Source organism: Corynebacterium sp. MSK150 (assembly GCF_030229215.1).
Lineage (GTDB): Bacteria > Actinomycetota > Actinomycetes > Mycobacteriales > Mycobacteriaceae > Corynebacterium.
Window position 1 is genome coordinate 53,883 of sequence record NZ_JASPHM010000003.1, and the last position, 13,647, is coordinate 67,529.

At 61.1% G+C, this 13,647-nt stretch carries 11 protein-coding genes; all 11 read left to right on the forward strand.

The window, feature by feature from the left end; genetic code table 11:
* The first annotated feature begins 10 nt into the window (after window positions 1-10).
* Window positions 11-3,352, forward strand: a complete 3,342-nt coding sequence (carB, locus tag QP941_RS02625) for a carbamoyl-phosphate synthase large subunit (RefSeq protein WP_284867902.1) — start codon at window positions 11-13, stop codon at window positions 3,350-3,352.
* The gene (pyrF, locus tag QP941_RS02630) at window positions 3,336-4,175 is read left to right on the forward strand and encodes an orotidine-5'-phosphate decarboxylase (RefSeq protein ID WP_284867903.1); all 840 of its coding nucleotides are present in this window, start codon (window positions 3,336-3,338) and stop codon (window positions 4,173-4,175) included. Before carB ends, pyrF begins: the two co-directional genes overlap by 17 nt.
* A 259-nt stretch (window positions 4,176-4,434) precedes the next feature.
* Complete coding sequence (gene mihF, locus QP941_RS02635; RefSeq protein ID WP_005328460.1) at window positions 4,435-4,755, forward strand: integration host factor, actinobacterial type; 321 nt, start codon at window positions 4,435-4,437, stop codon at window positions 4,753-4,755.
* Window positions 4,756-4,763: 8 nt separating this feature from the next.
* On the forward strand, window positions 4,764-5,333 hold the full coding sequence (gene gmk, locus QP941_RS02640; RefSeq protein WP_049378220.1) for a guanylate kinase: 570 nt from the start codon (window positions 4,764-4,766) through the stop codon (window positions 5,331-5,333).
* A 40-nt stretch (window positions 5,334-5,373) separates the two neighbouring features.
* The gene (rpoZ, locus tag QP941_RS02645) at window positions 5,374-5,676 is read left to right on the forward strand and encodes a DNA-directed RNA polymerase subunit omega (RefSeq protein ID WP_284867904.1); all 303 of its coding nucleotides are present in this window, start codon (window positions 5,374-5,376) and stop codon (window positions 5,674-5,676) included.
* Between the two features lie 129 nt (window positions 5,677-5,805).
* On the forward strand, window positions 5,806-7,053 hold the full coding sequence (gene coaBC, locus QP941_RS02650) for a bifunctional phosphopantothenoylcysteine decarboxylase/phosphopantothenate--cysteine ligase CoaBC (protein WP_284867905.1): 1,248 nt from the start codon (window positions 5,806-5,808) through the stop codon (window positions 7,051-7,053).
* Window positions 7,054-7,163: 110 nt separating this feature from the next.
* The gene (gene metK / locus QP941_RS02655; RefSeq protein WP_239277672.1) at window positions 7,164-8,396 is read left to right on the forward strand and encodes a methionine adenosyltransferase; all 1,233 of its coding nucleotides are present in this window, start codon (window positions 7,164-7,166) and stop codon (window positions 8,394-8,396) included.
* An 11-nt stretch (window positions 8,397-8,407) separates the two neighbouring features.
* Window positions 8,408-10,447: a primosomal protein N' gene (locus QP941_RS02660; protein ID WP_284843920.1), complete on the forward strand. Its 2,040-nt coding sequence runs from the start codon at window positions 8,408-8,410 to the stop codon at window positions 10,445-10,447.
* Between the two features lie 99 nt (window positions 10,448-10,546).
* On the forward strand, window positions 10,547-11,059 hold the full coding sequence (def, locus tag QP941_RS02665) for a peptide deformylase (RefSeq protein WP_284867906.1): 513 nt from the start codon (window positions 10,547-10,549) through the stop codon (window positions 11,057-11,059).
* A gap of 76 nt (window positions 11,060-11,135) precedes the next feature.
* On the forward strand, window positions 11,136-12,083 hold the full coding sequence (gene fmt / locus QP941_RS02670) for a methionyl-tRNA formyltransferase (RefSeq protein WP_284867907.1): 948 nt from the start codon (window positions 11,136-11,138) through the stop codon (window positions 12,081-12,083).
* A complete protein-coding gene (locus QP941_RS02675) occupies window positions 12,080-13,633 on the forward strand; it encodes an RsmB/NOP family class I SAM-dependent RNA methyltransferase (RefSeq protein ID WP_284843923.1) in 1,554 nt (517 codons plus the stop codon). The genes fmt and QP941_RS02675 overlap by 4 nt, the downstream gene beginning before the upstream one ends.
* The last annotated feature ends 14 nt before the right edge of the window (window positions 13,634-13,647 follow it).

A 13,647-nucleotide genomic window follows, 5' to 3' on the forward strand; every position in this document is an offset into this window, starting at 1 on the left:
AAGAATAACTATGCCAAAGCGCAACGACATCAACCACGTCCTGGTCATCGGCTCCGGCCCGATCGTCATCGGCCAGGCTTGCGAGTTTGACTACTCCGGTACCCAGGCCTGCCGCGTGCTCAAGGAGGAGGGCCTGCGCGTAACGCTGGTGAACTCCAACCCGGCCACCATCATGACCGACCCTGAGTTTGCGGACCACACCTACGTGGAGCCCATTGAGCCGGAATACATCGAAAAGATTCTGGTCAAGGAACGCGAAGAGGGACACCCCATCGACGCCGTTCTGGCTACCCTGGGCGGCCAGACCGCGCTAAATGCCGCAGTTCAGCTCGACCGCCAAGGAATTTTGGACAAGTACGGCATCGAGCTCATCGGCGCAGATATTGACGCCATCGAGCGCGGCGAGGACCGCCAGAAGTTCAAGGACATCGTCGCCTCCATCGGCGGTGAGTCCGCCCGCTCCGCTGTGTGCCACAACATGGATGAGGTCCACGAGACCGTCGACAAGCTTGGCCTGCCCGTTGTTGTCCGCCCTTCCTTCACCATGGGCGGCCTGGGCTCCGGTCTGGCCTTCAATAATGAGGACCTGGATCGCATCGCCGGCGGCGGCTTGGCCGCATCCCCTGAGGCCAACGTGCTCATTGAGGAATCCATCCTGGGCTGGAAGGAATACGAGCTCGAGCTCATGCGCGATGGCGATGACAACGTCGTGGTCGTTGCCTCCATCGAAAACGTCGACGCCCTAGGCGTGCACACCGGCGATTCCGTCACCGTCGCCCCGGCGCTGACGCTTACTGACCGTGAGTTCCAGAAGATGCGTGACTTGGGCATTGCCATCATCCGCGAGGTCGGCGTCGATACCGGCGGCTGCAATATCCAGTTCGCGGTCAACCCGGACGACGGCCGCATCATCGTCATCGAGATGAACCCGCGCGTGTCCCGTTCCTCCGCGCTCGCCTCCAAGGCCACCGGTTTCCCGATTGCCAAGCTGGCTGCCAAGCTCGCTATTGGCTACACCTTGGACGAGGTGCAAAACGACATCACCGGCGAGACCAAGGCAGCTTTCGAGCCGACCCTGGACTACGTCATTGTCAAGGCCCCACGCTTTGCTTTTGAGAAGTTCCCGGGTGCCGATGACACCTTGACTACCACCATGAAGTCTGTGGGCGAGGCCATGGGCATCGGCCGCAACTACATCGCGGGTCTGAACAAGGTCATGCGTTCTTTGGAAAACAAGCCGAATGGCTTCTGGACCAAGCCGGATGAGTACTTCGCGGGCGAGCGTGCCACTGACCTGCAGGCCGTGCTCAAGGATCTGGAGCGCCCAACCGAGGGCCGCATGTACGACATCGAGCTAGCCCTTCGTCTTGGCGCTTCTGTAGACGAGGTCCACGAGGCTTCCGGCGTAGACCCATGGTTCATCGCTGAGCTGGCCACGTTGGTGGCCTTCCGCCAGGAGCTTATCGACGCCCCAGTGCTCACCGAGGAGCTGCTGCGCGAGGCCAAGGTCTTTGGGCTTTCCGACGCCCAAATCGCCGCCCTTCGCCCAGAATTCAACGGCGAGGATGGCGTACGCAGCCTGCGCTGGCGCATGGGCATCCGCCCCGTGTACAAGACGGTAGATACCTGTGCCGGCGAGTTCGAAGCACAGACCCCGTACCACTACAGCTCCTATGAGCTTGACCCGGATGCCGAGACCGAGGTTCGCCCGGCACCGGAAGGCTCCAAGGGCAAGGTCATCATTTTGGGCTCCGGCCCTAACCGCATTGGTCAAGGTATCGAGTTTGACTACTCCTGCGTTCACGCGGCCCTGGAACTTTCGGATCAGGGCTACGAGACCGTCATGGTCAACTGCAACCCGGAGACCGTCTCCACCGACTATGACACCGCAGACCGCCTCTACTTCGAGCCGCTGACCTTCGAGGACGTCATGGAGGTCTACCACGCGGAGGCCGCTTCCGGTGACGTTGCTGGCGTGATTGTCCAGCTGGGCGGCCAGACTCCGCTGGGCCTTGCCGCCCGCTTGGAGGAGGCAGGCGTTCCGGTTGTGGGCACCAGCCCCGCAGCTATCGACTCCGCCGAGGATCGCGGCGAATTCGGCAAGGTCCTCGATGAGGCAGAATTGGCAGCACCGGAATACGGCACCGCCACCTCCTTCGCGGAGGCCCGCGAGGTTGCTTCCTCCATCGGCTACCCGGTACTGGTTCGTCCGTCCTACGTGCTGGGCGGCCGCGGTATGGAAATCGTCTACGACGAAAAGGCGCTGGAAGACTACATCGAGCGCGCCACCGAGCTGTCTCCGGACCACCCGGTTCTGGTGGACCGCTTCTTGGATTCCGCCATCGAGATTGATGTTGATGCGCTGTGCGACGGCACCGAGGTCTACCTGGGCGGCGTCATGGAGCACATCGAGGAGGCCGGTATCCACTCCGGTGACTCCTCCTGTGCGCTGCCTCCGATGACACTTGGACCCGAGGACATTGAAAAGGTCCGCACGTCCACCCGCTTGCTCGCCGAGGGCATTGGCGTCAAGGGCCTGATGAATGTCCAATTCGCCTTGAAGGACGACATCCTCTATGTCATCGAGGCGAACCCACGTGCTTCCCGTACCGTGCCGTTCGTATCCAAGGCCACCGGCGTACCACTGGCTAAGGCGGCTTCTCGCGTCATGATGGGCTCGAGCATCGCGGATCTACGCGCCGAAGGCATGATTCCTTCCGAATACGACGGTGGCTCTTTGCCGCTGGAACACCCGATTGCCGTCAAGGAAGCAGTCTTGCCGTTCAACCGCTTCCGCCGCCCAGATGGCAGCCTGCTCGATACGCTGCTCTCGCCAGAGATGAAGTCCACCGGTGAGGTCATGGGCTTGGCTACCAACTTTGGTGCGGCCTATGCCAAGGGCGAAATCGCTGCCTTTGCCGTGCCGCCCACGGAGGGCACCGTCTTCGTATCTGTTGCCAACCGCGACAAGCGCACCCTGATCTTCCCGATTCAGCGCCTGGCCCACATGGGTTACAACATCGTCGCTACCGCCGGCACCGCGCAGATGCTGCGCCGCAACGGTATCGAGTGCGAGGTTGCCGCCAAGGTCTCTGAGGCCAAGGAAGGCGAAGAGTCCATCGTGGATAAGATTTTCAACGGCGAGATCGACTGGATTCTCAATACCCCGGCCGGCTCCGCCGGTGCCCGCCACGATGGCTACGATATCCGCGCCGCCGCCGTACACATGGAGATCCCGCTGGTGACCACCGTGCAGGGTGTAACCGCAGCCGTCCAGGGCATCGAAGCGATGCGTATTGGCAACCTGCAGGTACGCGCACTCCAGGAGCTTGAGCATGGCCCACAGCACTAAAGGATTTGGCGCGCGGCTAGAAGAAGCCGGGCAGGAACGTGGGCGCCTGTGCGTTGGCATCGACCCGCATCCATATCTCTTGGAGAAATGGGGGCTGGAGCCCACCGCTGAAGGTCTGCGGACCTTTAGCATGCGCTGCGTTGAAGCCTTTAGCGATACCGCCGCCTTGGTAAAGCCACAGGTTGCCTTCTTTGAGCGCTTTGGCTCTCAGGGCTTCGCGGTCCTGGAGGAAGTCTTGGCTTCCCTGCGGGAAGCGGGGTGCCTTACTGTTGCCGATGCCAAGCGCGGCGATATTGGCTCCACCATGGCCGGCTATGCAGATGGGTGGCTCGGCGATAGCTCGCCGCTGCGCGCAGACTCTGTGACCGTGTCACCCTATCTAGGCGTTGGCGCACTGGGGCCGGTATTCACCAAGGCCGAAGAAACTGGCCGCGGTGTATTCGTCCTCGCCGCTACCTCCAACCCGGAGGCGCGTGCCATCCAGTCGGTCCCGGTGGGCGAGGAGAGCACTATCGCTCAGGGCGTCGTCGATGAATGCGCCGCGTTCAATGTCGAGGCGAACAAGGCCGACAAGCCTGGCGATGTCGGCGTAGTCGTCGGCGCTACGTTGGACAATCCGCCGCGCCTCGATGCGCTCAATGGTCCAGTTCTTCTGCCCGGTGTCGGCGCCCAGGGCGCTGGCCCAGAGCAGGTGCACGGCATTGTATCTGCTCATCCATCGCTGGGATTTGCCAATGTGTCCCGAGCAGTGCTGGAGCAAGGTCCTGACGTCGCTGACCTGCGCAAAGCAGCTGCTCAGGTGGCGGCGGAGTTTCGGGACTAATAGAGGCGGCGTGGCTGATTAACAGCCGCGCCGTTTACCTGGTACTTTGTTTAAGGTATGTGCGGTGACGTGCTAAAATAGGCGTGCTTTTGGACCCGCTAATCGTCACCGTTCAATGAGCAGTGCTAGGATTGCCAGAAGTCGGTTTGCTCGAAGGTTATTAATAACTTTCCGCGGTGTATTAACTGCGTTAGGCAACCGTAATCTGGTACCAAGTACTAGACGTAACAGAATCAATCTAATGAATCGGAGGAAACCCGTGGCCCTTCCAAAGTTGACTGATGAGCAGCGCAAGGAAGCTCTCGCAAAGGCCGCCGAGGCCCGCAAGGCTCGCGCCGAGCTCAAGGCTGCGCTCAAGCGCGGCGAGACCGACCTGAAGGACGTGCTCGAAAAGGCTGAGACCGATGAGATCATCGGCAAGACCAAGGTTTCTGCACTCCTCGAGGCTCTGCCGAAGGTTGGCAAGGTCAAGGCTAAGGAAATCATGGAGGACCTGGAGATTGCTCAGACCCGTCGTCTGCGCGGCCTAGGTGAGCGTCAGCGTCGTGCTCTCCTCGAGCGTTTCGGCTACGGCGAATAGTCACAACCATGGCTGACGCAACTGCACGCGGGCGCCTCGTCGTATTGGCGGGGCCTTCCGCAGTGGGAAAATCCACCGTAGTTTCGCGTCTGCGCAGTGACGTCGAGGGGCTGTATTTCAGCGTGTCTATGACCACGCGCCAGCCCCGCCCCGGGGAGCAGGACGGTGTCGACTACTTCTTCGTCACCCCAGAAACCTTTCAGCAGCGAATCGATGCCGGGGAGATGCTCGAATGGGCTGATATCCACGGCGGGTTGCAGCGCTCTGGAACGCCCGCCCAGCCGGTAGAGGAAGCTTTGGCCGCTGGCCGGCCGGTACTCGTTGAGGTTGACCTCGCGGGTGCTCGGAGTGTTAAGAAAGCGCTGCCGGAGGCAGACCTGGTCTTTTTGGCACCCCCGTCATGGGAGGTACTTGTGGAGCGGCTCACCGGCCGCGGTACTGAGCCGCAAGACGTCATTGACCGTAGGTTGCAAACTGCGCATGAGGAACTAGCCGCACAGGACGAGTTCGATCACGTCGTTGTGAACGAGGATCTGGACGAGGCAGTATCTGCCATTAGTGATATCCTGCGGGCATAGACCTCCTTTTTGACCATCTTCAATCAATGTAAAGGTGCATGTGACTAACGTGACCACCCCTTCTAACACTGAAGCCGCAAGGGCGGAACCAGTATTTGATGATCCGATCGGCATTACTGATCCCCCGATCGATGAGCTTTTGGACAAGGTTTCCTCTAAGTACGCTTTGGTCATCTTTGCCGCTAAGCGCGCACGCCAGATCAATAGCTACTACCAAGAGCAGGATGAAGGTGTCTTCGAGTTCGTAGGCCCGCTGGTTACCCCAGAGCCAGGCGAAAAGCCTTTGTCCATCGCATTGCGCGAGATTGATGCTGGCCTGCTTGACCACGAGGAAGGCAAGTAGCTAGCACTCAGCGTGTAATAGCTTTAAGGCTCCACGCGCCGCCACGGATGTGCATCCCCGAATTAGGGTGCACCTCTTGGTCGCGGCGGGTGGAGCCTTTGTCTATGTTGGCAGGTACCATCGTGCGGTGTGACTGATAAAGATACCTCTCGCAATATTGTTCTGGGCGTCGCTGGCGGCATCGCTGCCTACAAGGCGTGCCACCTCGTGCGCAACCTCAAAGAAGCGGGCGATGATGTCCGCGTTGTCCCCACGGAAAGTGCACTGAACTTCGTGGGCGCGGCCACGTTTGAGGCACTGTCCGGCCATCCCGTCGCCACGAGTGTGTTTCAGGCCGTGGATGAGGTGCAGCACGTCAACGTAGGACAGCATGCGGATGCAGTGGTCATTGCGCCTGCCACCGCGGATCTTATCGCGCGCTTGGCTGCAGGCCGGGCAGACGATTTGCTCACGGCCACCGTATTGGTCGCGACGTGCCCGGTTATTGTGGCCCCGGCCATGCACACTGAGATGTGGCATAACCCCGCTACGCAGGACAACGTGGCTACTTTGCGGCGCCGCGGTATTACCGTCATCGAGCCCGCCCACGGACGCCTTACCGGCAAGGATTCTGGCCCAGGTCGTTTGCCGGAGCCGGAACAAATCGCGGAGATTATCCGTACTGAACTAGCAGGCTATCGAGTGCAGCACACCTGGCAGGGCAAGAAAGTCGTCATATCAGCCGGCGGTACCCAGGAAGAGCTGGATCCGGTCCGATACTTGGGTAATCGCTCTTCCGGCAGGCAGGGATTCGCGCTCGCGGAATGGGCCGCCCAGATGGGGGCCAAGGTCACCCTCGTTGCGGGTAATACCGCCCAGCTTCCTGTGCCAAGCGGCGCGAAGCTTCGGCACATTGTCTCCACCCGTGAGTTGGAGGACGCCATGCGCGAGGAGTCCCGCGATGCGGACGTGGTGATCATGGCCGCTGCAGTCTCTGACTTCCGTCCGGCGGTGGTCGCCGAATCAAAGATGAAGAAGGGACAGGCAGACGATGCACTCTCGACGCTCCATCTGGTGGAAAACCCGGATGTGCTCAAAGGGCTTGTCGTTGCGCGCAACCGCTCGGAAATCCCTGCCGAGTGCGTAATTGTGGGGTTCGCCGCCGAAACCGGTGATACTCAGAAGTCCGCCTTGGACTACGCCCAGGAAAAGTTTGCGCGTAAAGGCTGCGATGTGCTCATGGCCAATGAGGTCGGGCGCGGAAAGACCTTTGGTCAAAAGTCCAGCGAGGGGTGGATCTTGCGCCCGGATTCCGCGCCGCAACGCGTGGAGCATGGCTCGAAGCAGGTTGTCGCCGCTCAGATTCTTTCGGCCGTGAATGAAATGTTTCAAGGGTAGACAACTAAAATTGCTTTTATAGACCGCTTGGTCTAGGCTTGCGAGGTATTAGGCTTGGGCGTAGAAAACCCACAGCATCGAATCAACAGTGAGAACATAAGGAAGTTTTTGTGACTGATAACGCTGCAGTGGCAACTCGTCTTTTTACCAGCGAGTCCGTTACGGAAGGCCATCCCGATAAGATTTGTGACGCCATTTCTGACGCCATCCTTGATGCCCTGCTAGAAAAGGATCCAGCATCCCGCGTGGCCGTTGAGACGTTGGTAACCACCGGCCAAGTCCACGTGGTGGGCGAGGTTCGCACCGAGGCATACGTCGAAATCCCGGCGCTGGTGCGTGACACCCTTAAATCCATCGGTTTTACTTCTTCAGAAGTCGGCTTTGATGGCAACACTTGCGGTGTGAATATCGCCATCGGCGAGCAGTCCCAGGAAATTGGCGCGGGCGTAGATAACTCCACTGAAGCCCGCGCCCATGACGAGGACTATGATGCCGAAAACGATACCGCTGGCGCAGGCGACCAGGGCCTGATGTTCGGCTATGCTTCCAATGAGACCGCTGAGTACATGCCACTGCCTATCGCTTTGGCGCACCGCCTGTCCCGCCGCCTGACGCAGGTACGTAAGGAAGGCATCGTCGATCACCTCCGCCCGGATGGCAAGACCCAGGTGACCTTTGCCTATACCGACGACAATGAGCCGTCCCACCTGGATACCGTGGTCATTTCCACGCAGCACGATGCCGAGGTCGATAGCGCTTGGTTGGAAGGTCCCTTGCGCAGTGAGGTCCTTGAATGGGTTATCAAGGACGCCGGCTTGGACAAGTACTACACCGAAGAGACGACCTTGTTGGTCAACCCTTCCGGTTCCTTCATTCTTGGCGGACCGATGGGCGATGCCGGTCTTACCGGCCGCAAGATCATCGTCGATACCTACGGCGGTATGGCTCGCCACGGCGGCGGCGCCTTCTCCGGCAAGGACCCAAGCAAGGTGGACCGTTCCGCTGCTTATGCCATGCGCTGGGTGGCTAAAAATATCGTCGCCGCGGGCTTGGCAGATCGCGCTGAAGTTCAGGTGGCTTACGCCATCGGCCGCGCCAAGCCGGTCGGCTTGTATGTGGAGACCTTTGGTACCGCCAAGGAAGGGCTGAGCGATGCGAATATCCAGGCTGCGGTGAATCAGGTATTTGACCTGCGCCCGGCCGCTATCATTCGCGAGCTCGACCTGTTGCGTCCCATCTATGCGCAAACTGCGGCCTACGGACACTTTGGCCGCACCGACGTTGAGCTGCCGTGGGAGCAGTTGAACCGAGTGGAAGCATTGCGTGCTGCCGCTGGTCTGTAGAATCGAGGCCTATGCCTAAGAAAACACCCGCCACCCGGAAGCCGGTTGCGCGGGTGTTGCCTCTTTTAGGGGTTGCGCACCTGGACCGAGGATTTGATTACCTCGTTGAAGAGGCAGACTCGGAAGAAGTCCAACCGGGGATTAAAGTGCGCATCCGCTTCAACGGGCGCTTGGTGGACGCGATTGTCATAGAACGCCGGCATGATTCTGAATTTGGCGGCAACCTGCGCTTTATCGAGCGCATCATCTCACCCTTCCAGGTTTATCCGGCGCAACTGGCCCGGCTTGTCGACGCCCTCGCTGACCGCTACGGCGGGGTGCGCTCAGACATTATCCGCTCCGCCATCCCGCCGCGGCACGCCAAGGCGGAGGAATCCGACCTAGAAACCCCGTGGGAGGAGCTCGGCACCACGAGCGAGCCCGACCTATCAGGATGGTCGGCCTATCAACATGGCGAGGCTTTCGTCGACTCGATTCTGGCCGGCAAGCTCGCCCGTGCCGCCTGGCAAATCGCCCCGGGCGATGATTGGGCACATGCGCTGGCTGCACTCGCTGCCAAAGTGGCGCTTGGGGGAGGAGGGGTTCTCCTCGTCGCCCCGGACCAGAAGGGCGTTGATGCTTTAGACGCCGCGCTTCGCCAGGTACTTGGGGCAAAGCAGATTACGGTGCTGACAAATAGCATGGGCCCGCAGGCGCGCTATCGCCGCTATCTCTCCGCTCTAGTGGGCCAAGCCCGCGTGGTCATTGGTACCAGGTCCGCCGCTTTTGCCCCGGTCAAAGACCTGCAACTGGCGGTGATCCTCGATGATGGCAATGATAATTTGGTCGACAACCTCAAGCCCTACGTCCACGCGAGGGAAGTACTTACCACCCGCTCAGCCTTCGAAGGCTGCAGCATGGTTTTGGCCAACCATTCGCGGACGGCGGAGACACAGCTCCTCGTGGAATCAGGATGGGCGCACGACGTGGTGGCCAAAGAGCAGACCATATCGGCGCGTTGCCCGGCTATCGAGGCGGTGGGGTCGTTCGGTCTGTCTATCGCCCGCGACCTCCAGGGCGGCACCACAAAAGTACAGGCGCAGGCCTTCCAAGCCGCCCACCAAGCGCTGGATAGAGGAGAGCCCGTGTTGGTGCAGGTCCCGCGCAAGGGGTATGCGCCCATTTTGGCCTGTGGCCAGTGCCGAGCGCCGGCTCGCTGCCGGCATTGCAATGGGCCATTGGGGCTGCCGCCCAAGGGGGCGTCGGCAAGCGCAGGCTCGGACGAAGCGGGAATGCCTACCTGCCGCTGGTGCGGTCGCATTGAGGCGCGGCATCGGTGCACCGAATGTGGGTCTCCGCGCCTGCGGGCCATCGTGTTGGGCTCGGAGCGCACTGCGGAAGAAATGGGCCGAGCCTTTCCCAATACGCGGGTGGTGGTCTCAGGCGGAAACAAGGTGCTCGATGCGGTGGACAATGCGCCGGCGCTGGTCATTGCCACCCCTGGTGCGGAACCGAGAGTAAAAGATGGAGCCTATGGCGCGGCGTTGCTCTTGGATGCCGGGGCATTGCTCAACCGGCAAGACCTGCGCGCCACGGAGGATACCCTAGCGAAGTGGGCGCAGGCGGCTACCTTGGTGCAGCCGCATTTCAAGGGTGGTCGAGTAATCCTGGCGGCCGATGACTCGCTCACCGTAGTCCAGCATTTCCTGCGTTGGGATATGGTGGGCGCGGCCGCGGCAGAGCTTGCTGCCCGGCGCGAAGTGCGCTTCCCACCCGCGGTGCATTTTGCTGCCATCGACGGTGCGGATGCATCCCTAGATGGCTTTGCCGAGCTTGTGGATCTTCCAGACCACGCGGAGGTATTAGGACCAGTTCCCCTTCCGCCGGGGCAGAGCCTGCCTGGTGACTACGATAGCCAGCGCTTTGGCCCACCGCAGCGGCTGGTCGTGCGCACCCCGCTGGGGCCGCGGTCCCAATTGGGGCGGGCTTTGCGCAGCGCCAACGCCGCGCGCAGCGCCCGCAAGGATGACCTGCCTTTGCGCATTGTGGTTGACCCTATCCACGTGGGTTAGCCATATCGGGGCCATAGGCGCTCATGCGCTAATCTCGACGGAGGAAGCCGCCACCGCCGGCCGGCTTGGTCTCGGTGCCATGAGAAAGGTGTGATTGCCATGTCCCTTCGAGAGCTGCGTATCTACGGCGACCCAGTCTTGGGCAGCCGCGCGGAGGAAATTAGTAAATTTGATGCTAGTCTGCGTGCTCTGGCGAGCGATATGCTCGAGACCATGGACAAAGCTGGGGGAGTAGGGCTAGCGGCTAATCAGGTGGGGATTTTGAAGCGAATCTTCGTCTATGACTGCTCGCATACCCAATCTGGGCTGCGCGGGGCACTTGTCAATCCGGTCTGGACTCCGGTGGGAGAGCAGCAGCAAACAGGCCCGGAAGGATGCCTATCCATTCCGGGAATTAGCGCGGAAACCACGAGGTTCAACCAGGTCTTTGTGACTGGCCAGGATATTGAGGGGCGCCCTGTGTCCATGGTGGCCTCAGGACTGATGGCTCGGTGCATCCAGCATGAGACGGACCACCTCGATGGGGTGCTCTTCCTACAACGCTTGGAGGCGCCAGTGCGCAAGGAGGCCATGCGCGCCATCCGTGAATCCGAGTGGTTTAACGCCTCGTAGCCCACTCGCTGTGGCGGCAGTGTTGCGGCGTTGTAGCCTAGTATTTTGAACGATATTAAGAGGAGAGTTTCCCCGCATGCGGATTATTTTTGCCGGTACCCCTGAGCCAGCCGTTGTGGCCTTGGAAAAGCTGCTTGCCTCGTCGCACGAGGTGGTGGCGGTAATCACTCGCCCAGACGCGAAGAAGGGCCGCGGCCGCACTCTTCACCCGAGCCCAGTGAAGGCGCTCGCCCAAGAACATGGCATTGAAGTATTGACCCCAACCACCCTGTGCCCTGACTCGGAGGACGGTCAGGCGCTGCGTGCCCGCTTAAAGGAATTGCAACCAGAGGCGATTCCGGTGGTGGCCTACGGCAATCTGGTGACTAAGGACCTGCTGGAACTACCACAGCATGGCTGGGTAAACCTGCATTTTTCCTTGCTTCCGGCATGGCGCGGCGCGGCACCAGTGCAGGCGGCCATTGCCGCAGGCGATGACGTGACCGGCGCATCAACCTTCCGCATTGAAGAGGGCCTTGATACCGGCCCGGTGCTCGGTACCGTGACGGAGGAGATTAAAGGCACCGATACTGCTGATGACCTGTTGACGCGCCTTGCCTATTCCGGTGGCGATCTGCTCGTGGCCACCATGGATGGCTTAGCGGCGGGGCAGCTGGAGGCACAACCGCAGCAGGGTGAGGCTACCTATGCGCCGAAAATCTCTACCGCGCAGGCCCGCGTGGAGTGGACCCAACCGGCATTTGCCATCGATCGGCACATTCGCGCACATACGCCTGGTCCGGGTGCATGGACCATGTGGGACGAGGCCCGCGTGAAGATTGGACCGGTTAGCCTCAAAGATGAGGCGGCGGTTCCACAGGAACTAGAACCAGGGCAGCTGCACATTGCCAAGAATGCCGTATTCATCGGTACCGGTACGCAGCCAGTCCAGCTGGGTAAAATCCAGCCTCCGGGAAAGAAGATGATGAACGCGGCCGATTGGGCCCGCGGACTAGGCAAGGATGCCGAGGTGAAGTTTCAATGAGTGGTGGTTTCCGTTCCCGCAGCAAGTCCGGGGATAAGTCGCCGGCGGGTAAGCCGCAGGACTCCCACAAATCCGCTGGTGTGAAGGGTCGCGGCGGCCGCCCGCAACGGCAGCAGCATGGTAGCCGCGGTGGGCAGCACAGTGGCCGGCAGGCTGCTGCTAAGGGCCAGCGTCCCGGCAAGCGCCAGGAAAGCGGACTGATTCAGGCCGCGCTGGCTGCGGGCGTGGATGCGCCGCGTGCGGTCGCCTTCGACGTGGTGCGCAGGGTAAGCGAGGATGATGCTTTCGCCAACCTCATTTTGCCCAAGGCACTACGCAAGCAAAAGCTCAAGGGGCGCGATGCCGCCTTCGCCACCGAAATCACCTACGGGACGCTGCGCACCCTTGGCGTAGTTGATGCCGTCATCGCAGAGTGCTCTTCGCGCGGCCTCGAGGCCATTTCCCCAGCCGTGGTTGATGCCTTGCGCCTAGGCACCTATCAAGTTCTTTATACCCGCGTGGAGCCACACGCGGCGGTTGATACCACCGTTCGTTTGGTAGAAGCCGCCGGTGAAGTCAAAGCCAAGGGCTTTGCTAATGGCATCATGCGCACCATTACGCGCACGCCAGCTAAGACCTGGCTGGACAAGCTCGCTCCACAGGGGGAAATCGCCGGCATCGCCTTTAAGCATGCCCACCCCACCTGGATTGCGGAATCGTTTAGCCGCGTGTTGGGCCTAGGGGAGTTGGAGGCTGCCCTGGCGGCAGATTCGGATCGACCTTCGGTGCATCTGGTGGCGCGCCCTGGGGAAATCTCGGCCGAGGAATTGGCCCTGATGACCGGCAATGAGGAGGGGCGCTATTCCCCTTATGCGGTGTACATGGAATCCGGTGACCCCGGCCAATTGGAACCCGTGCGCCAAGGATTGGCGGCCGTGCAGGACGAGGGCTCGCAGCTGATTGCTCGCGCGGTATGCGAGGCGCCCCTCGAGGGCGAGGATACCGGCCGGTGGCTGGATCTCTGCGCCGGTCCCGGCGGTAAGGCGGCATTGATGGGCGCGCTTGCCCGCATCGACTCCGCGCACGTCGATGCAGTGGAGGTATCCCCGCACCGAGCGGCGCTGATTGGGAAGACGGTGAGCGATTTACCTGTGGACGTCCATGTGGCAGATGGCCGCAATCCCGGCGTGGGGGAGGGCTTTGACCGCGTGCTTGTCGATGCCCCCTGTTCCGGCCTCGGTGCCCTCCGTCGCCGCCCCGAGGCGCGGTGGCGCAAGTCCGAGTCTGACATTACCGAGCTCAACCAGCTGCAATTCGAGCTCTTGTCTTCCGCATTAAACCTAGTGCGTCCAGGTGGCGTGGTCATCTATTCCACCTGTTCGCCAGATCTGCGCGAAACCCGGGGCATCGTTGACCGCGCTGTGCGCGAACTTGGCGCGGAAGAACTCGACGCACATGCTCTCATTCCTGATATGGGAGACGTGGGCCATGAGAAATCCGTGCAGATGTGGCCGCATCGGCACGGTACCGACGCCATGTTCTTTGCGGCCCTTCGCCGCGCAGCCGACTAATCGCGATAGACTGG

What these genes read in the sequence shown, in the direction of transcription:
- carB (WP_284867902.1), top strand. Translation starts at nt 11, where the DNA reads ATGCCAAAGCGCAACGACATCAACCACGTCCTGGTCATCGGCTCCGGC.
- pyrF (WP_284867903.1), top strand. Translation starts at nt 3,336, where the DNA reads ATGGCCCACAGCACTAAAGGATTTGGCGCGCGGCTAGAAGAAGCCGGG.
- gmk (WP_049378220.1), top strand. Translation starts at nt 4,764, where the DNA reads ATGGCTGACGCAACTGCACGCGGGCGCCTCGTCGTATTGGCGGGGCCT.
- QP941_RS02660 (WP_284843920.1), top strand. Translation starts at nt 8,408, where the DNA reads ATGCCTAAGAAAACACCCGCCACCCGGAAGCCGGTTGCGCGGGTGTTG.
- def (WP_284867906.1), top strand. Translation starts at nt 10,547, where the DNA reads ATGTCCCTTCGAGAGCTGCGTATCTACGGCGACCCAGTCTTGGGCAGC.
- fmt (WP_284867907.1), top strand. Translation starts at nt 11,136, where the DNA reads ATGCGGATTATTTTTGCCGGTACCCCTGAGCCAGCCGTTGTGGCCTTG.
- QP941_RS02675 (WP_284843923.1), top strand. Translation starts at nt 12,080, where the DNA reads ATGAGTGGTGGTTTCCGTTCCCGCAGCAAGTCCGGGGATAAGTCGCCG.